This window comes from Bacillus proteolyticus, assembly GCF_001884065.1.
GTDB classification, from domain to species: Bacteria; Bacillota; Bacilli; order Bacillales; family Bacillaceae_G; genus Bacillus_A; species Bacillus_A proteolyticus.
This window is the reverse complement of record NZ_MACH01000079.1, coordinates 71287-90735: the sequence shown is the minus strand read 5'-3', so window position 1 is coordinate 90735 and position 19449 is coordinate 71287. Positions and strand designations below refer to the sequence as shown.

Below are 19449 nucleotides of genomic sequence, written 5' to 3'. Positions count from 1 at the left end.
TTTTTATGTTTTCTAAAAAAATAATAAAATTTCATAATATGAAATTAAGAGGAACTTGAACAAATTAAAATTGGTATAATAATTGAAAATTCAGTCATCTAATAGAATTTCTAAACTTTTTAGTATATTATTATGAGAAATTGGAGGGGAAAGAATGGCAATTAGAACAGGGGAACAATATATTGAAGGATTACGAAAAAGAAATCCTGAAATTTGGATTGGCGGGAGAAGAGTAACGGATGTAGTAAATGAAGATGTTTTTCGCGAACCTATTTTACAAATTGCTAACTTATATGATATGCAGCACAATCCAGAATATCAAGATAAGATTACTCATATATGCGAAGAGACGGGAGAAAGGGTATCAAATGCATTTTTAGTACCTAAAAATTATGAGGACTTAAAAGCACGCCGTGAATTATTTGAAGTGTGGGCAAAAGCTACCTTTGGTTTAATGGGAAGAACACCTGACTTTTTAAATGTAACAGTTACCTCAATGGCAAGTAATTCGTGGTTTTTTGAGAAGTTCAATTCAGATTGGGGAGCGAATATAAAAAATTATTATAAGCATATACGGGATAATGATTTGTTTTTAACACATGCGATTATTAATCCGCAAAATGATCGGAGTAAGGCTTCTCATCAACAAGAAGATGAAACGATGCATTTAGGTGTAGTAAGTGAAACAACGGAAGGGATGTATGTTAGTGGTGCTAAAATGTTAGCGACACTCGCTCCGATTACAGACGAAGTAATTATATATTCTTATCCGAGTTTTAAACCAGGTGATGAACGTCATGCAATCTCTTTTGCAGTCCCAATTGATGCACCAGGACTAAGAATTCTTTGTCGTGAGCCAATGCAAGATGGAAAACGCTCTTTATTTGATCATCCACTTGCATCAAGGTTTGAGGAAATGGATGCATTACTAGTATTTCATAATGTGTTTATCCCATGGGATAAAGTATTTATTTATCAAAATATAGAAGCTGGGAATCAATTGTATCCTAAAACGGGAATTGGTCATCAACCAGCGCATCAATCTGGAGTAAGAGGATTAGTTAAGCTTTCTTTCGCTGCTGAAGTAGCTATGAAATTAGCAGATTCGATAGGAGTAGACGGATTTTTGAATGTACAAAACCAGTTAGCAGAGCTTATGCAAGATGTAGAAACGATACGTGCACTCTTACAAGTAGCTGAGTATGAATATGAAACGAATCCATATGGAGAAGTTATTCCTGCAAGGTTGCCACTTGATACAATACGCAGTTTATTACCTAAAATGTATCCGCGTGCAATTGAGATTATTCAAACCATTGGTGCTGGTGGATTATTAATGTCACCGACAGGTGCAGATTTTATGAATCCCGAAATTCAAGACGATATGGAAAAATACTACATTGGGCGTGAAGGAGTATCTTCTGAGGAACGAGTTCGTTTATTTAAATTAGCATGGGATTTATGTGGAGAAGCTTTTGGACAACGGTTATTACAATATGAGCGTTATTATTCTGGAGATCCAGTGCGTAAAATGGGAATGTTTTATAATGCGTACAAAAAACAACAAACGTTTTCCTTAGTAAACAATGCGTTGCAATCGAGTTCATCAGAAGGTGCTTTGAGCTAAATAAAAATGTTCGCGCTTACATTTTTATTTAGAAAAGGAAGGAGCAACAGATGATAACAAGAATTTTACTGTTAGGATGTAAATCTTCTTATATTTTTAAGAACATCTAAAATTAGAGAACTGTAACTGGAATAGGGGAGGTAAATGATTTGATCGCTTCTATCAGTAAAATTTGTAAAATTCTAAATTGTTTTACAAGTGATGAGCCTGTACTAGGTAATTCTGAAATAGCGGAAAAACTAAATATGAATGCAAGTACGGTTCATCACCTTGTTCGTACGTTGTGTGCAGAAGGAATGCTCATTCAAGATGAGCAAAGAAAATATAGATTAGGTTGGAAATTGTTAGAGTGGGGAAATCAAGTCATGTTTCAGCAAGAGATTTATAGTGGTGCGATTCCGCTGGTTGAAGAACTGGTAAGAAATTTTAGTGGTACTGTACATATTGGTATGTTTGATCGAGGTGATGTTGTATTTATTTTGAAGGTTTCATCGAAGGAGTCCGTTCAAATTTCAACACATGTCGGATCAAGAGAACCTGCATATTGTACAAGTACAGGGAAAGTACTGCTTTCATTTAATTCATCTTCCTTAGAATATACTTCAGAAAAAGGGCTTTTACCGCGAGCGCCTAATACAATTACTTGCGAAAAACAATTCCAGACAGAGTTACAGAAGATTCGTAAGCAAGGCTATTCAATTAGTGATAATGAAAATGAGCATGGACTGTATGGGATTGCAGCTCCTATTCGATCTTATACCGGGAGAACTATCGCGGCGCTTAATATTGTTGGACCTATATCGTATATGCAGGGAAGTAATCGTGAAATCATAATTCATAGTGTGATGAATACGGCAAATTTGATTTCGAAGGAATTTGGCTATTTGGAAATTTAACACTAGAAGAAGAGAGATGAGAATTATTTATATACATGAGCAGTGTATACCTGAATTAACGAAATCCATTGTCTCAATAGGTGCTTTTGATGGTGTACATAAAGGACATCAATCTGTTGTTAAAAATGCGGTTGAGAAGGCAAAGGAATTAAAGATAACAAATGTTGTGTATACATTTGATCCACCACCACGCTCTTATTTTCAAGGAGCACAAATATTAACACCCGTTGAAGAGAAGGTGGAACGTCTTCAAAATCTCGGTGTTGAACATGTGGTTGTAATACGGTTTGATGAGTCATATATAACAAAAAGTGCGAGTTGTTTTGTTCAAGATTTAAAAAGGCTAAATCCTGTAGACATTTATATCGGTCAAGATTTTAGGTTCGGAAAAAATCGAGAAGGTAATATAGAGCTGCTAAGAGAACACTTCAATATTTCTATAGTGAAAGATGTTTGCTGTGAAGACGGTGAGCGAATATCTTCAACGAGAATTAGAAATTATGTATGTCATGGAGAGTTGCAAAAGTCTAGCTCTTTACTCGGTTGGTCTTTTAAAACGATATAAATAAAAGAAATAATGAGGAGGAAACAAAATGTCTAAAACATTACAATCTTTTAATTTACTAAAATGGATTGATGAAAATAAGGAGTTATTGAAGCCGCCAGTAAATAACAAAGTTATTTGGCAAGATTCGGAGTTTATCGCCATGATATTAGGTGGTCCAAATAGAAGACGTGATTTCCACGTAGATCCTTCAGATGAATTTTTCTATCAAATTAAAGGTGACTGTTATGTGGAGTGTATTACAGAGGAAGGTAAGCGAGAAGTTGTCACAGTAAAAGAAGGGGATGTATTTATGCTACCAGCTATGGTACCTCATTCACCACATCGCGTTGCTAATACGTATGGACTAGTAATTGAAAGGAAACGTAGCCAAGGAGAACTTGAGGATTTCGTTTGGTTCTGTGACGAGTGTAATCATGAAATGCATCGTGTACGTGTTCAATTAAATGATATTGAAAAACAAGTCAAAGAAGCAATTCATAGTTTTAATTCAAATAAGGAAATTCGTGCATGTAAAAACTGTGGTCACATTATGCCAGAAGAAGTGGAGGAATGGAAGTGCGAATAGATTTTCATACACATATTATTCCTGAAACTTTTCCGGATTTTGAAGAGAAGTTTGGTGGTGGTCGTTGGCCAATATTGAATCGGACTTGTACATGTGGTGCAAGTATTATGGTTGGAGGGAAAAATTTTCGTGATGTGACAGACCAAGTATGGTGCCCTAAGAAAAGAATTGAAGATATGGACCGTGAAGGTGTAGATATTCAGGTTTTATCGCCAATCCCTGTTACATTTTCGTATTGGGCAAAACCAGAGGAAGCCGAAAGTATGGCACGTATTCAAAATGATTTTATTGCAGAAACAGTTTCAGCACATCCAGATCGTTTTGTAGGGTTAGGAACGGTTCCGATGCAAGATGGAGAAACTGCAATTCGTGAAATGGAACGTTGCATAACGGAATTAAATTTACATGGTATTGAAATTGGCACAAACGTAAATGGTAAAAATTTAGATGATCCATCGTTTATTGAATTCTTTCGAATGGCTGAAAAGTGGCAAGTTCCGATTTTTATCCATCCGTGGGAAACGTTAGGACGCGATAGAATGCCACACCATAATTTTATGTATACAGTCGGTATGCCAAGTGAAACGGCGCTTGCAGCAGCTACACTTATATGTAGTGGAATAATGGAGAAGTTTCCACGGTTAAAAGTTTGTTTTGCGCATGGCGGCGGATCTTTTCCGTATATTTTGCCAAGATTGGATCAAGGCTGGAAAGTATGGCCTCATTTACGTTTGACTACACATCCTCCTAGTTATTATGCAAAGAAATTTTATTTTGATTCTTTAAATTATGATCCTATGAATTTGAAATACATGATTGAAAGATTTGGACATGAAAAGATTTTCATGGGTTCGGATTATCCGTTTTTATTGCGAGAAATTGATCCAGGTAGAGTGATTGATGAAACATCTGGTTTATCCGAGGAACAAAAAGCAGCAATGCTTGGAGGAAATGCAGCAGAATTTTTAAATATTGATATAAAAAAACGAGGTGTAGCATATGCAGAGAGTACAAACACCTGAGGATAAATTAAGAGAGTTGGGAATTACACTACCAGCTATTCGCCCAGCGGTTGGAAATTATGTTAGTTGTGTAAAAGTAGGTAACTTATTATTTACTGCTGGACAAGGTGTAGATGAGTATCACGGGAAATTAGGAAAGGATATATCGATTGATGATGGATATAAAGCAGCGAGACAATCCATGTTGAATTTATTAAGTGTTGTAAGAAATGAACTAGGTGATTTAAATAAGGTGAAACGAGTTGTAAAGCTGCTTGGCTTTGTAAATAGTACGGAGGATTTTATCAATCAGCCAAAAGTAATGAACGGGGCATCTGATGTATTAGTAGAGATTTTTGGAGAAAAGGGAAAACACGCTCGCTCTGCAGTCGGTATGGCTCAATTACCTAATAACACAACAATTGAAATTGAGATGGTTTTAGAAATTGAGGAGTAGGAGGTAAAGAAGGTGAACAAAGAATTATTAGCTGACAAAATGAAAGTAAAAGATGCGAAATTGTTTATTGATGGACAATATGTGGATTCCATATGTGGTGAAACGTTTGATACGTTCAATCCAGCGACGAATAGAAAGTTAGCTTCTGTAGCGAAGGCAAATGAAGAGGATACAAAAAGAGCAATTGATGTGGCAGAACGAACATTTAAAAGTGGGATTTGGAGTAAAATGCCTGTTGAAGAACGATCGGATATTTTATGCAAAATGTCGGATTTAATTATGGAGAGAGTGGATGAACTAGCGTATATAGAAACTCTTGATGTTGGAAAACCAATTAAGGAAAGTAAAGGATTCGATATACCACGTGCGGCTCATAACTTTCGCTTCTTTGCTGAAATGGCTAAATATTTGGTACATGAACATTATGACAAACATAATTTTATGTCATATGCAAAGTACGCTCCAGCGGGAGTGACTAGTTTAATCATTCCTTGGAATTTGCCATTTATGCAAATGACGTGGAAAGCATCAGCGGCACTTGCTTCTGGTAATACAGTTGTTGTTAAACCAGCCTCTTATACGCCTTTAAGTGCAGTTATGCTCGGCGAAATTGCAAATGATGCGGGATTACCTCCAGGTGTACTTAATATTATTACAGGTCCAGGGAGTACTGTTGGGACACAAATGACTACACATCCAGCTGTAAGAAGAATTTCATTTGTTGGAGAAAGTAATACAGGAAAAACAATTATGCGTAATGCAGCAGAGAATTTAATCCCTGTTTCATTAGAATTGGGAGGTAAATCAGCAAATATCGTATTTGAAGATGCGGATTTAGATGAAGCAGTACAAGGCTCGATTGAAGCTATATATCGGAACCAAGGAGAAATTTGTTTAGCTGGTTCGAGATTACTTGTGCAAGAAAGTGTATATGAACAGTTTTTAGAAAAATTTGTAGCAGCTGCACAAAGAATAAAAGTTGGAAACCCTCTTTCTGAAGAGACAGATATGGGAGCACTAGTATCAAAATCTCATTTAGAAACGGTTGATCGCTATGTAGAAATAGGAATTTCGGAAGGTGCAAAATTAGCCTATGGTGGAAAAAGAGTTAAGAGTTTAGTAGAAGGGAATTTTTATGAACCTACTATTCTATATGATGTTGATAATAGTATGCGTGTAGCACAAGAAGAGATATTTGGTCCAGTTCTAGTTGTTATTCCATTTAAAACGGAAGAGGATGCAATTCGCATTGCGAACGATTCCATTTATGGACTAGCTGGAGTTGTTTGGACCAATGATCTTAGAAGAGCGCAACGAGTGGTTTCACAAATTGATTCAGGCTTACTATGGATTAATTGTTGGTATGTTCGGGACTTACGTACTCCATTTGGAGGTTCGAAGGCAAGCGGGATTGGTCGAGAAGGTGGACGTCATAGTTTTGAATTTTATACGGAAGCTAAGACAGTAACGATGAAATTATAAAGGTGATGTTTAAACTTAAAGTACAAAGAACTCCCATCTAATATTTATGGAAATAAAGTAGATAGATGGGGGTTAGTTACAATGTGAATATTTAGGGATATATAAATTTAAAAATGAGGTGAGAGCAATTGTTAATTAAAGAATTAGCCGATGAACTAGTACAAGCTGAAAATTCACGTGTAGGGATACTTCCTTTTACTGAGAGATATGATAATTTATCTGTTGAGGATGCTTATAATATTCAACTTGAAGTTGTAGGGAGAAAGTTAGAGAGTGGACGTAGCATAATTGGCAAGAAAGTTGGTCTTACAAGTGTTGCAATGCAACAAATGCTTGGGGTAAATGAGCCGGATTATGGACATTTACTAGATGATATGAAGATAGAAAGTGGTAGTGAAGTTTCAATGAGTTCCTTTGTATCTCCGAAAATAGAAGCAGAAATAGGATTTGTGCTAGAGCAAGATTTAAATGGGCCTAATATTACATACATTGATGTACTGATGGCGACAAAGTATGTTGTACCTACACTTGAAATAATTGATAGTCGCATTGCTGATTGGAAAATTAAACTAGCTGATACAGTAGCGGATAATGGCTCGTCAGCGAAGGTTGTAATTGGTAATACATTCTCTAGCATCGATAAAGTAGATTTACGTACAACTGGAATGACGCTTTATAAAAATAATAGTTTAATTGCAACGGGTGCTGGCGCGGCTGCATTAGGCCATCCAGCACAAGCTATTGCTTGGTTAGCTAATAAGCTTTATGAATTTAATATTGGATTGAAAGCAGGGGAACTAATTTTACCTGGCGCATTATCTGGTGCTGTTTCAGTTCAAAGTGAAGACAACATTCGAGCTGATTTCGGTTTACTTGGATCGGTTTCTGTAACATTCATATAGATTAAAGCGTTGAAAAAAGGGGGGATAAATGTGGAGAAAGCAAAGGTGGCTATAATCGGATCGGGTAATATTGGCACGGATTTAATGTATAAATTAAGAAAAAGTGAAGTTATAGAGCTAAATGCCATGATTGGAATAGATTCAAAATCGGATGGTTTAAAGCGAGCAAAAGAAGCAGGATACGAGGTTTTTGATAATGGTATACAAGCAATAATTGATAATCCAAGTTTAGCTGATATTGTATTTGATGCAACTTCAGCTAAAGCACATAGTTATCATGCAAAAGTATTAGGAGAGCTTGGGAAAATAGTAATTGACTTAACTCCGGCTGCATGCGGACCGTTCGTTTGTCCTGCTATCCGAAATAATGATTTTGTAGATAAGCAAAACGTTAATATGATTACGTGCGGAGGACAAGCTACGATTCCGATTGTTCATGCGATTAATGAAGTGGCAAATGTTACATATGCAGAGATAGTTGCAACTATTTCAAGTTTAAGTGCAGGTCCAGGTACAAGGGCAAATATTGATGAATTTACAATTACGACGAGGCGTGGAATTGAAGAGATTGGCGGAGCAGATTATGGGAAAGCACTTATTATATTAAATCCTGCGGAGCCTCCTATTTTAATGAGAGATACAGTATATTGTGAAGTTAAGTATATGGATGAGGATTCTATTCGTGAAGCAATTCATAAGATGGTTGAAGTAGTTAGGGCATACGTTCCAGGTTATTCTCTAAAACAAGAGCCGATGTTTGATGGGAATCGTGTGACTGTATTTTTAGAGGTTGAAGGAGCTGGAGACTACTTTCCTCCTTATGCTGGCAATTTAGATATTATGACGGCAGCGGCATTAAAAGTAGGTGAAGAATTTGCAATGCGGATCATTTCAGAGAAGAAAAGAGGTGTAATGAATGAGGCGAAATAGTGAAATACCAGTGAAAATAACGGAAGTTTGTTTACGTGATGGAAGCCATGTAATGAAACATCAATTTACAGAAGAACAAGTTCGATCTGTAACTAGAGCATTAGATGAGGCCGGTATGCATTATATTGAAGTGAGTCATGGAGATGGTTTAGGAGGCTCCACATTACAATATGGAAAGTCATTAGTTAATGAAATGAAGTTGATTGAAGCAGCGGTAGATGAGTGTAAGCAAGCTAAAGTAGCTGTTTTGTTAATTCCTGGTATTGGAACGATCCATGAATTAAAGCAAGCTGCAAATATTGGTGCGAAACTTGTTCGTGTAGCGACGCATGTAACAGAAGCAGATGTTTCAGCACAGCATATTCAATTTGCGCGTGAGTTAGGTATGGAAGCGTGTGGCTTTTTAATGATGGCACACTCTGCACCGGTTGAAAAGTTAGTAGAACAAGCAAAGCTTATGGAGGACTATGGTGCTGAGGCGATTTATGTAACGGATTCAGCGGGTGCTTTATTGCCTCACGAAGTACGTGAACGTATTCAAGCATTACGTCAATCTTTAAATGTCGAAATTGGTTTCCATGGTCATAATAATCTTTCTGTTGCAGTAGCGAATACAGTGGTGGCAATTGAAGAAGGTGCGACACGTATTGATGGAAGCGTGCGGTGCCTTGGCGCTGGAGCTGGAAATGCCCAAACAGAGGTATTACTCGCTGTTTTAGATCGTATGGGATATAAGCTAGATATAGATTTATATAAGATGATGGACTTAGCTGAGGATGTTGTTGCACCTTTATTGCCAGCACCGCAAGAAATTCAAAAAGGAAGTCTTGTAATGGGATATGCTGGTGTATATTCTAGCTTTTTATTACATGCTGAAAGAGCGGCAAAGCGTTTTGGTGTAGACTCCCGTGATATTTTAATAGAACTTGGGAAAAGAAAAGTAGTTGGTGGACAAGAGGATATGATTTTAGATGTCGCAGCAGAATTAGCAAAGATAAAAATGGGGGTGTAAAAGATGGCTTTAGTAAAAGGAGCAGATATAGAAATTGTTGACTATTTACTTCAGGCTGAAAAAGATAGAAAAGAAGTAGTGAAAGTAACAGATAAGCATCCGGATTTAACGGTGGATGACGCATATAGATTGCAAAAATGTTTAATTGAACAAAAAATGAACGAAGGTTCTAAAAGAGTTGGGGTAAAACTTGGATTAACAAGTAAGGCAAAACAACAAATGATGGGTATTGATGAAGCGATATACGGATATTTGTTGGAAGATATGTTAGCGTTCGAATGGGAGCCATTACAATACGAAACATTGATTCATCCAAAAGTAGAACCAGAGATTGCCTTTTTAATGAGTGAGGATTTACAAGGGACGAATGTGACAGCTGAGGATGTATTAAAGGCAACAAAATATGTTGCGCCAGCTTTAGAGATTATTGATAGTAGGTATTTAAATTTCAAATTTACATTACCTGACGTAATAGCAGATAATTGTTCATCTTCAAAATTTTTGTTAGGAAGTAAGTGGATTGATGTTAAAGATATAGATTTAGCTAATGTAGGGATGGTTATGTCGAAAAATGGTAAGATTGCTACAACTGGAACGGGGGCAGCTGTACTGGGACATCCAGCAGAGGCGATTGCTTGGGCGGTAAACAAACTTGGTTTACAAAATGAAGGGTTAAAGAAAGGTGATATTGTATTAAGTGGAGCATTATCAGAAGCGATTGCTTTCAAAGCAGGAGATTCTATTATTGCACAATTTGATGATTTAGGAAGTATAGCGATGTTTTGTGAATAAAAAGTAAAGCGAGAGATAAAAATGCCCATTATACAAATTCAAATAATAGAAGGTAGAAAGAAGGAGCAAATTCAAAATCTAATATTTGATGTTACAGAGGCGGTTGCGAAAAACTTAGATGTAGATGTTGAAAGAGTGCGTGTTCTGGTGAATGAAATCCCGAGTTCGCATTGGGGAGTAGGAGGAAAGTCTAAAGCTAGTTTAAAAGAAAGTTAGTTAGTAATAAAAGCAATTTTCATTCTTTTATGAATGGGGATTGCTTTTACTATTTTGAAAATTTTTAATAATGTGTTAAGATTTAGTCTTGGTTTTAAGGAGATAAGGGGGAAGAAACATGCAAATACTACTAATACGACACGGAGAATCCGAAGCTGATATATTAAATGTACATGAAGGGCGAGCTGACTTTGAATTAACAGAAAAGGGAAGACAGCAAGTACAAAGACTTGTACAGAAAGTGAAAGCGGATTTCCCGCCAGATTTCATTTGGGCAAGCACATTAAAACGTGCTCGAGAAACGGCTGAAACATTAGCGGAAGAAATTGGATGCCCAATTCAACTAGAAGAAGAATTAATGGAGTTTAATAATGGAGTACAAGCCGGTTTATCCTTTGAAGAAGCGAAAAAATATCCAGAGCCAAAATTTCTCCATGATCGTTTTGAAAACGGGGAATCATTTATCGAATTTAGAATGAGAATAGAAGGAATCTTTTCTAAAATCGTGACAGAGAATACATATGACCGAATTGCAATTGTTGCACACGGTGGTGTAATAAATAGTATTTTACGAGCGTTTTTCCAAATGCCAATTAGCATGGACTATTATTTTAAAATGGGAGATACGGGAATTAGTTTGATTGAACTTACGGATAAACAGAAAACTATTCATTTTATAAATGATACAAATCATTTAGATGGAATGTAAGAGGATATGTACAAAGTTGTATTTTTTGATGTTGACGGTACTCTTTTAAGCGAGATTGATAGAAGTATGCATGAAAGCACAAAAGAAGCGATACAAAGGTTAATAGATAAAGGAATTCACGTAGTTGTTACAACAGGGAGACCATATAGTTTATGCTCACAATTTAAAGAGCTGGGCATAAATACGTTTATTTCTGCAAATGGTGCACATATAAAATGTGCTGATGAAGTTGTACATAAATCGGTACTTTCAAGTGAAATTGTTCATGATATTTCAAATTTTGCTGAATTACATGGTCATAGTGTTTCTTATTTTACAGAAGAATTTGTAATGAATGGTATTGCCTCAAAAGACGAACGTGTAATACGAGCATTAAATGAAACGTTAAATTTAGAACATTATCCTGACAAAGTTAGAAACTTATCAGAAGAGATTTATTGTGTATGTCTGTATGCTGATGAAACAGAAGCTCAAAAATTCTTTGAAAGATATCCAGCACTTACGTTTGAACGTTTTCATGGTTACGTTATGAATGTGTTGGAAGATAATAAAGTATCGAAGCTAACTGCAATTCAAAAGGTATTGGAACATCTAAAAATTTGTAAGTCAGAAGCAATTGCATTCGGAGATGGTGGGAATGATATTGAGATGTTACAGTATGTAGGATTAGGAATTGCGATGGGGAATGGCGGAGAAGAGTTAAAAACAAGAGCAGATTTCGTTACAAAGAAATCAAGTGAAGGTGGCATTTCTTTTGCTTTAAAAGAGTTTGGGATTATTTAGAGATATTAGTTAGTCAGTATGAAAAATCCTGTTTTAAAAACAGGATTTTTTTGTCTAACAATATTCTTGCAATAAAAGGAAGAAAATGAGTATAATAAAAAGTAGTTAGGTAAGCTAATTAAATGAAAGAAAGGAGAGTGAAAATGAATGGATTCAAAAAAAGATGCTCTTCCTTTAGGGATTGAGCCTTATGCAAAGTTAATAAAAAAGACAGCATCAGCGGATACGGATCCAATCGCAGCAAAACTTGGTTTGTTAATGTTATGGACGTCTGATAATGTTCTAGATGCTGTTGATGTAGATTTAGCTCCGCTTGGTATTTCAGAAAGTAAATTAGATTTTTTACTGTTGTTTATTTTGCGTGAAATGGAATCGAATGGGGGAGAGGTGAACATGAGTCCTTCGGATATTGCGAGCCGCTTAGGGATTACACGTGCTTCTGTCACTGGCTTATTAGATTGGATGGAGAAACGAGAGTTAATCGTAAGATTCAATCATTCTGAAGATCGAAGAAGATTAAAGGTGAAAATTACTCCGAAAGGAAAAGAACTAGTTACGCATTCTTTACCGACTTTTTGGTCATCTTGCGCTTCATTAATTGATGACTTTAGTCAAGAAGAGCGTCAAACTTTAGAGAAGCTATTAAATAAAATGCAAGTAACTATGCAGAAGAAATTAGGAGAAGGCAGATAAAGAAGTTGATTGTGTGAGTCAACTTTTTTATTTAAACATATAATTAGGTTGCCTTATTATATGTTTAGCTAATTTAATGAGGGGTGGTGATATGTCTTTTAACGTAAACAAATTAAGTAAGTGTTGAAGGAATGTCGTTTTGAGTAGTTTACTTTAGATGTTTTAAACCGATGGGGAAAATCATTGTAAGGGGGAGATTTTAGGATGGAAATATCAAAAGAAGTAAATAGTGAAAGGAATTACACAATAATGACAGCGGTGTTATGTTGGGCAGGGATGGTAGTTATGTCCAGCCTATATGTGACGATTCCTTTAACCTCTCTATTTTCAGACCTTTTTAAGGTATCATTAGCGCAATCTGCGGCTACAGGCAGTATATTTTCTGTAGGCTTTGCTATAGGTTGTTTGTTATTTGGGGCAATCTCTGATAAATATGGGCGAAAAAAAGTGATCTTTATTGGATTGCTTGCACTCTCGATTGTTTCTTTTTTCTTAGGGTTCGTGGATAGCTTATTCTGGCTTGTTATTCTTCGAGGATTACAGGGTATAGCAGCAGCTACATTTTCTCCAGTAGCGTTGGCTTACGTTGTAGAAATATTTCCAGTAGAGAAAAAGGTTACAACAATTGGGTTTGTCAGTACTGGCTTTTTAGTAGCTGGAATTGTAGGGCAAGTAATAAGTACGGCTGTTAGTCAGCATTTTGGATGGCATATGGTGTTCTTTCTTCTTAGTATTGTCTATATCATTACTGCTGTATGGGTTCATTATTCTCTTCCGAAAGGGGAAACGTCTCAATCCTATACTGATATTTTTGGACCAATTAAACAGATGGGTAAAGTTTTTACACATAAAAGCTTAGTATTGAGCTATATGATTGCATTTGTTTTATTAATGGCTTTTGTTAATATGTATACTGTTTTAGGAAATTATTTGAGCTCTCCTACTTACAATTTAACTCCAGAACAAATTATTTATTTTCGCTTAGCAGGGCTATTTGGTATGTTGCTGTCACCACTTGCGGGTCGTTTAACAAAGAGGTTCGGAGTAAGGCGAGTTCTTCAGGGCGGATTGTTGATCGCTATTTTTAGTCTAAGTTCAATGGGTTTTATTTCGAACCTGCCGCTACTTGTAATGATGAGCATCTGCTTTGTAATAGGTATTGCTATATCTGTTCCGTCTTTAGTTTCTCTTGTTGGCCAATTAGGAGGGGGAGCAAGGGGAATAGCAGTTTCTATTTATACTTTTATTTTATTTTTAGGAACTAGTATAGGACCTATTATTTCTATTTATCTTATGAAAATAGGAGACTACGCTCAGACGTTTGTTTTATTAGGATTGATACTCTTTATTGGTTTTGTTTCCGCTCTTTTTATTCGAATAAAGGAATGCAAGGATCTTTAATATGTTCAACTAATAAAATATGAATTTGTCCGCGATGATGATAAAAATGTGCAACGATTTCAAGCAACCATTCGAATCGAGAATAAGAAATTCCCCAATAAGCAGTCATAATTTCCGCTAACTCTTCATTGGAATAGGATAAGAAAGTTTTAGAAAGTAGTTCGTACCCTTTTATCATCATTTGTTGCATTTGAGTAATTGTTTTTGGTGTTTGTTCTATATAAAAGGTATGTAAATCTTTTTCCGTAATACCATTTAATATGAGGAAATCCGCATGGCAAATAAGTGAAAGATGTGTATACATTTCAAATAGGGAACGTTTAGCTTGAATCGGTCTTATGTTCAATTCGTTTTCAGTATAGTGGTTAAGCATATGAATAGAACTATCAATAGCAACTTTAAGTTGGTGCAACGCAGATTGTACAAACATTGTAATTCTCCTCATCTCCGTATATAATAGTTTCTTAAGGGTATTATATCATACTCAAAATTCCGAAAATTCTAGTAGTTTGACTAGCATATTGAAAAGTATTATATTGTAAAAGGTCATATGAAACGTGAAATAGAATGGAATGTAATTATTGAGTTAGGAGTTAGACCAATGAGCTTGAAATATGGAAGAGATACAATTGTTGAAGTTGACTTAAATGCTGTAAAACATAATGTAAAAGAATTTAAAAAACGCGTGAATGATGAAAATATTGCAATGATGGCTGCTGTAAAAGCAAATGGGTATGGCCACGGAGCAGTTGAAGTTGCCAAATCAGCTATCGAAGCAGGAATAAACCAACTTGCAGTTGCATTTGTAGATGAAGCAATAGAATTAAGAGAAGCTGGAATCACTGTACCGATTTTAATTTTAGGCTATACATCAGTAGCAGCTGTGGAAGAGGCAATTCAATATGACGTTATGATGACTGTTTATAGAATAGAAGATTTACAAAGTATAAATGAAATTGCAAACCGTCTTCAAAAGAAAGCACAAATTCAAGTGAAAATTGATACAGGAATGAGTCGTATCGGTTTACAAGAAGAAGAAGTGAAACCATTTTTAGAAGAATTAAACCGCATGGAGTATGTGGAAGTGGTAGGAATGTTTACACATTACTCTACCGCTGATGAAACTGATAAAGCATATACGAATATGCAAACAAGTCTATTCGAAAAAGCTGTAAATACAGCAAAAAAATTGGGAATTCATTTTCCATATATTCATAGTTCAAACAGTGCAGGATCAATGGAACTTAGCAACACATTTCAAAATATGGTTCGTGTCGGTATTGGAATCTATGGAATGTATCCTTCGAAAGAAGTTGATCATACTGTTGTAGCGTTAAAACCAGCGTTGTCTTTAAAATCAAAAGTAGCACATGTTAAACATGCGAAGAAAAATCGTGGTGTTAGTTATGGAAATACGTATGTAACAACGGGCGAAGAATGGATTGCAACTGTACCGATTGGTTATGCTGATGGTTATAATCGTCAGTTGTCTAATAAAGGGCATGCAATAATAAATGGAGTTCGAGTACCTGTTATTGGTCGTGTTTGTATGGATCAGCTCATGTTAGACGTTTCAAAAGCAATGCCAGTACAAATTGGGGACGAAGTAGTATTCTACGGTAAACAAGGTGAAGAAAACATCGCAGTAGAAGAAATAGCGGATATGTTAGGTACAATTAACTATGAAGTTACATGTATGTTAGACAGAAGAATTCCACGTGTTTATAAAGAAAATAATGAAACGACTGCTGTTGTAAATATATTAAGAAAAAACTGAATCGTTATGATTCAGTTTTTTTATTTTTGACAAATGAAAAAAGTTCTATTTGCACCATGTAATTGAATGTTTTTAAATCCTACAGATTCCAACGAAGAAATTATTTCTTCATTGGAGTAACAAGCTTCCTCAAAAGAAAAGTCACTTCTTTTCCAATTATCATTTATGTCATGCTTAAATAGTATAAAGTTCATCACTGCTTTTTTTCTTTCAATGTCATAAGTAGAGTTTATCGTACAGACATATTTTTGTTCTGAAATGTGAAAGGACGCACTCCAATTTTCAAGAAAACCTTTCTCCATATTCATATCAAATGCAAATGTACCTCCATCATATAATGCTAAATAAACATGATGAAAAGTGTTTTTTAGCTCATCTAATTTAAGTATATGATTTAAGCTATCACCGGCTGAAATGACAAAGTGGAATTGCTCATCCACTTTGAATGAGCGTGCATCATCGACGATGAAGGATGCACCTGGCGCGTTTTGACGTGCGTGTTCAATCATTTGAGCAGAACCATCTATACCAGTTACTATAAAATTATTATCAATTAGTTTCCTAGTAAGGTGCCCAGTCCCGCAGCAAAGGTCTAATATACGGGAGTGGGAAGCGGCATCTTGTAAAACGAATTTATGATAGGCTGGATAGGAGTGTTCTGCAAAATGTCCCCAATGTTTATTATAAATGTCTGCAAAAACATCATAATCAGAATAAATTAGTTCTTTAGACATATGTATTCTCTTCAAGATTCATTAAATTATAATAGTCATGCTTCGTTTTAATTTCAAAACCACATTGTGTATATAGTTTTAAAGCATTGTTATTTTTCGTTTCGACGTCTAATTCAATTGTTGAAACTCCATCTGTAATAAGTGTATGTACCATATAACTAAGAATATCTTTACCATATCCTTTACCTTGATAAGAAGGATGAACTGCGAATCCTGATAGTGTAGTAGATTGCCCTCGCTCAGAAACTGTAATCGTTCCTATCACTTTTTCATCGATAAGGGCACTGTAAACTTGATGGGAAGGTGAATTCATCATTTTCTGTAACCATGTAGCGGTATTTTCTACAGAATCTCCAAAGGCTTTACTGGAAATTTCAATAAGATTAAGAAGTGATTCTGAAGATGCAAGAGTGAGCTGTATAGTATTCTTTGTTGTTTTTTGCACTTCTTTTGCTTTGAACTCCATACTATATTCACTATATAAATAAGGTAACTTCATTTGTTTTGCAAATTCTTTCCCAGAAGCAGAATCCCCATTCATAATAAGAAGAGCTTCATCTGCCTCCCTTATTCGTATTTCTTTCATTGCGGTTTGTAAAAGAGTAGTGCCTATATGTTGTTTCCTATAGTTCGGATGGACAAACCCTATTAACTCCAGTTTTGTCGGTCTTTCAAAGTCATACATACTCAATGCACCGATTAATTGAGTATCATCATAAAATAGAAAATCATTTATCACATCTTTATTACGAGCAGTTAAAAAGTTGACATGCAACTCTGACGAGTAATCAATTTGATCGTGTTGCCCGCAAATATGAGCTAAATCTTTCATTTGCTGAATTTCGTTTGTTGTTAAAGATTTCTTTTTTTCAATATTCATTTCATAATCCCTCGCAATCGTTATTAAAAATAGGATGGATGACGTAACCACTTTTCTAACTCCACATTACCCTGAACAGATAATAAGCGATATAAATATCGATAGGGTTGTCTACATTCTTTAAAACTAGGAATGGGCATAATGGTTTCATAACCTTTTTTAAAAGTATGAGCCTTTTTTTCTGTAAATACATATTCTAAGCCGATAAAATCAAACTCTCGTGGAGCAATTGCAAAAGCCTCTGTATCTACTAAGCCGGTAATAGTTGTACCATCTGATAAAAATTGAGTAGGATCCATATCAATTAAAACGAGTGTAGCTTCCTTCGGTGCTGGCAAGGAAGAGAGTTGTGACTCAAAAGTATGAAATGCGTTATGGATGCTAACATTATCGGAATAGAACCTATTTACAAGATCTTTACTGACTTTTAATATGTGAGACTTAAATTCTTCTAGTGGAATGTGGAAAGTACTTGATGGGTTTCCTATAAACTCTGCTTGAAACGAATGAATTTCTGCTAGTCCTTTTCCAAGGCTGAATAAAATAGAATCAGGTTGTCCGATAAATGATTGCAGCGTACTTCCGGTTAGTTTTTCGACGATTACATACTCTCGCCCATTTAAAACATGTTTTTGCAAAATAGTAGGGATGGGTAAGGTAGTATGCTTTTTCAATAATGCGTGTATTGTTTCTAAATGATGTACGTTCCTTGGATTAATTCCAAAAAGGTTTTTACATCCCCACCAAAAATCATTGTTGGGCTCTTCAGTCATTTTTGAGGAACGAACAATAACTTCTTCAGCTTCTGTTTTAACAAGAAACACGTCGCTTGCATGGTCTACATAGCCTGGATGCAAAGCTTGAACAGATAAAATAGGTGAAGTGAACAATTGTTGTAGCATGAAAGAGCTCCTTTTTCTGTAAATTCTCTAAATTGATTATATAACATAATGTTATTAAGAGGTAAAAATTAGGGGGGTATTATTTTTGTATAAAGTGTATTAAATTTTGAGATTCTACATAAGAATCACCAAAAAGGTGAAAAATGTGTGTATATAAAGCAATTTCTTTGTATTTGCGAAAAAAATTAGTTATGATAATACTAAGAAAATATATAAGTTTTGGGGGTAATGAATGAAAAAATTATTTGAATACGTATTATTAACAATTGGCTCCATTATTGTAGCGGGTTCACTAGAGCTTATTTTAGCGCCTAATGGTTTAGTAGACGGTGGGGTAACCGCGATTGCTATTATGGCAAATAAAGTTGCTGGATTACCGCTTTACGGAGTGTTTTTAGGACTTAATATCCCGATTTTGCTATTTACTGCAAAAGTAATGGGGAAGAAGTTTTTCATCCGTACATCCTATGCAAATGTTGTTACAACACTCGGATTGATTTATTTAAAACCATTTCCAGCAATTACGACTTCTGAATTATTAATTGTACTTTATGGAGGGGTTCTATTTGGTGTTGGTGTTGGAATCGTTGTAAAAATGGGCGGGGCAATTGATGGATCAGAAATGTTAGCTGTTTGGATGAACAAGCATTTTAAAGTACCGATCAGTACATTTTTACTTGCTGTAAATGCGGTTATTTTTGTATTTGTTGCTATTTTATTTTCAATTGAGCAAGCGATGTTCTCATTAGCAATTTTCTATATTGTTACGAAAATGATAGATTTCATATTAGACGGTATTAATCAAGGGAAGAGCGTCATGATTATTTCGAATAAAAATAAAGAAATTGGCGAACTGCTTATGAAAGAATTACAACTGTCTGTTACGTATCTACATGGAGAAGGTGGTTTTTTAGGAGAGCACCAGAGAATTATTTATTGTATTACAAACCGTTTCATTTATCCGAAAATGAAAGATCTCGTTCTCTCTGTAGATCCAAGTGCTATAATTGAAGCTTCTTATTCAACAGAAACAACTGGTGTAAAGCGTCCAGGAAGGACAGCGAAATCAGGGCAAGTATCAGAAAAATAGTAACTAAAAAAACTCCACGTAAGTATAACTTA

General features: G+C 35.4%; 22 protein-coding genes. 18 read left to right on the top strand and 4 right to left on the bottom strand.

Annotated features, from left to right (window positions below; genetic code table 11):
* The first annotated feature begins 154 nt into the window (after positions 1 to 154).
* From BAQ49_RS12005 to BAQ49_RS11930, 16 genes are all read left to right on the top strand, one after another.
* Complete coding sequence (locus BAQ49_RS12005) at positions 155 to 1627, top strand: 4-hydroxyphenylacetate 3-hydroxylase family protein (protein ID WP_071745494.1); 1473 nt, start codon at positions 155 to 157, stop codon at positions 1625 to 1627.
* 149 nt (positions 1628 to 1776) lie between these two features.
* The gene (locus BAQ49_RS12000) at positions 1777 to 2523 is read left to right on the top strand and encodes an IclR family transcriptional regulator (protein ID WP_071745493.1); all 747 of its coding nucleotides are present in this window, start codon (positions 1777 to 1779) and stop codon (positions 2521 to 2523) included.
* Between the two features lie 16 nt (positions 2524 to 2539).
* Positions 2540 to 3088: an FAD synthetase family protein gene (locus tag BAQ49_RS11995; RefSeq protein WP_071745492.1), complete on the top strand. Its 549-nt coding sequence runs from the start codon at positions 2540 to 2542 to the stop codon at positions 3086 to 3088.
* 28 nt (positions 3089 to 3116) lie between these two features.
* Positions 3117 to 3656 carry a 3-hydroxyanthranilate 3,4-dioxygenase gene (gene nbaC / locus BAQ49_RS11990; protein ID WP_071745491.1) on the top strand — a complete coding sequence of 180 codons (540 nt, stop codon included), beginning with the start codon at positions 3117 to 3119 and terminating at the stop codon, positions 3654 to 3656.
* Positions 3641 to 4678, top strand: a complete 1038-nt coding sequence (locus BAQ49_RS11985) for an amidohydrolase family protein (RefSeq protein WP_033711790.1) — start codon at positions 3641 to 3643, stop codon at positions 4676 to 4678. The genes nbaC and BAQ49_RS11985 overlap by 16 nt, the downstream gene beginning before the upstream one ends.
* Complete coding sequence (locus BAQ49_RS11980) at positions 4656 to 5114, top strand: RidA family protein (protein WP_071745490.1); 459 nt, start codon at positions 4656 to 4658, stop codon at positions 5112 to 5114. Before BAQ49_RS11985 ends, BAQ49_RS11980 begins: the two co-directional genes overlap by 23 nt.
* A gap of 12 nt (positions 5115 to 5126) precedes the next feature.
* Positions 5127 to 6596: an aldehyde dehydrogenase gene (locus tag BAQ49_RS11975; RefSeq protein ID WP_071745489.1), complete on the top strand. Its 1470-nt coding sequence runs from the start codon at positions 5127 to 5129 to the stop codon at positions 6594 to 6596.
* A gap of 128 nt (positions 6597 to 6724) precedes the next feature.
* Entirely contained in the window at positions 6725 to 7498 is a 774-nt protein-coding gene (locus tag BAQ49_RS11970; RefSeq protein WP_071745488.1) for a 2-keto-4-pentenoate hydratase, read from the top strand.
* Between the two features lie 30 nt (positions 7499 to 7528).
* Complete coding sequence (locus BAQ49_RS11965) at positions 7529 to 8428, top strand: acetaldehyde dehydrogenase (acetylating) (RefSeq protein WP_071745487.1); 900 nt, start codon at positions 7529 to 7531, stop codon at positions 8426 to 8428.
* Positions 8415 to 9440 carry a 4-hydroxy-2-oxovalerate aldolase gene (gene dmpG / locus BAQ49_RS11960; protein ID WP_071745486.1) on the top strand — a complete coding sequence of 342 codons (1026 nt, stop codon included), beginning with the start codon at positions 8415 to 8417 and terminating at the stop codon, positions 9438 to 9440. Before BAQ49_RS11965 ends, dmpG begins: the two co-directional genes overlap by 14 nt.
* 3 nt (positions 9441 to 9443) lie before the next feature.
* Positions 9444 to 10232, top strand: coding sequence for a 2-keto-4-pentenoate hydratase (locus tag BAQ49_RS11955; RefSeq protein ID WP_071745485.1), 789 nt, complete (start codon positions 9444 to 9446; stop codon positions 10230 to 10232).
* A 15-nt stretch (positions 10233 to 10247) separates the two neighbouring features.
* Positions 10248 to 10448 carry a 4-oxalocrotonate tautomerase gene (locus BAQ49_RS11950; RefSeq protein ID WP_255287971.1) on the top strand — a complete coding sequence of 67 codons (201 nt, stop codon included), beginning with the start codon at positions 10248 to 10250 and terminating at the stop codon, positions 10446 to 10448.
* 118 nt (positions 10449 to 10566) lie between these two features.
* Positions 10567 to 11157 (top strand): histidine phosphatase family protein, encoded by a 591-nt coding sequence (locus BAQ49_RS11945; RefSeq protein WP_071745484.1) that lies wholly within the window; start codon positions 10567 to 10569, stop codon positions 11155 to 11157.
* Positions 11158 to 11163: 6 nt separating this feature from the next.
* Positions 11164 to 11940: a Cof-type HAD-IIB family hydrolase gene (locus tag BAQ49_RS11940; protein WP_071745483.1), complete on the top strand. Its 777-nt coding sequence runs from the start codon at positions 11164 to 11166 to the stop codon at positions 11938 to 11940.
* Between the two features lie 147 nt (positions 11941 to 12087).
* Entirely contained in the window at positions 12088 to 12633 is a 546-nt protein-coding gene (locus tag BAQ49_RS11935) for a MarR family winged helix-turn-helix transcriptional regulator (protein WP_071745482.1), read from the top strand.
* A 204-nt stretch (positions 12634 to 12837) separates the two neighbouring features.
* Entirely contained in the window at positions 12838 to 14034 is a 1197-nt protein-coding gene (locus BAQ49_RS11930; protein WP_071745481.1) for an MFS transporter, read from the top strand.
* On the opposite strand, the gene BAQ49_RS11925 is transcribed toward BAQ49_RS11930, so the two are convergent.
* Positions 14003 to 14464 (bottom strand): DinB family protein, encoded by a 462-nt coding sequence (locus BAQ49_RS11925; RefSeq protein WP_071745480.1) that lies wholly within the window; start codon positions 14462 to 14464, stop codon positions 14003 to 14005. The two genes, BAQ49_RS11930 and BAQ49_RS11925, sit on opposite strands and share 32 nt — an antisense overlap.
* 171 nt (positions 14465 to 14635) lie before the next feature.
* Between BAQ49_RS11925 and alr the strand changes: the two genes are divergently transcribed.
* Positions 14636 to 15811, top strand: coding sequence for an alanine racemase (gene alr, locus BAQ49_RS11920; protein ID WP_071745479.1), 1176 nt, complete (start codon positions 14636 to 14638; stop codon positions 15809 to 15811).
* Positions 15812 to 15831: 20 nt separating this feature from the next.
* Here the strand turns inward: alr and BAQ49_RS11915 are convergent, their stop codons facing one another.
* From BAQ49_RS11915 to BAQ49_RS11905, 3 genes are read right to left on the bottom strand one after another with little or no spacing between them, the layout of a single operon-like run.
* On the bottom strand, positions 15832 to 16545 hold the full coding sequence (locus BAQ49_RS11915) for a class I SAM-dependent methyltransferase (protein ID WP_071745478.1): 714 nt from the start codon (positions 16543 to 16545) through the stop codon (positions 15832 to 15834).
* Complete coding sequence (locus tag BAQ49_RS11910) at positions 16538 to 17425, bottom strand: GNAT family N-acetyltransferase (protein ID WP_071745522.1); 888 nt, start codon at positions 17423 to 17425, stop codon at positions 16538 to 16540. The genes BAQ49_RS11915 and BAQ49_RS11910 overlap by 8 nt, the downstream gene beginning before the upstream one ends.
* A gap of 23 nt (positions 17426 to 17448) precedes the next feature.
* Positions 17449 to 18327 carry a phosphotransferase gene (locus BAQ49_RS11905; RefSeq protein ID WP_071745477.1) on the bottom strand — a complete coding sequence of 293 codons (879 nt, stop codon included), beginning with the start codon at positions 18325 to 18327 and terminating at the stop codon, positions 17449 to 17451.
* Between the two features lie 232 nt (positions 18328 to 18559).
* Between BAQ49_RS11905 and BAQ49_RS11900 the strand changes: the two genes are divergently transcribed.
* Positions 18560 to 19417 carry a YitT family protein gene (locus BAQ49_RS11900; protein WP_070139185.1) on the top strand — a complete coding sequence of 286 codons (858 nt, stop codon included), beginning with the start codon at positions 18560 to 18562 and terminating at the stop codon, positions 19415 to 19417.
* Positions 19418 to 19449 lie beyond the last annotated feature (32 nt).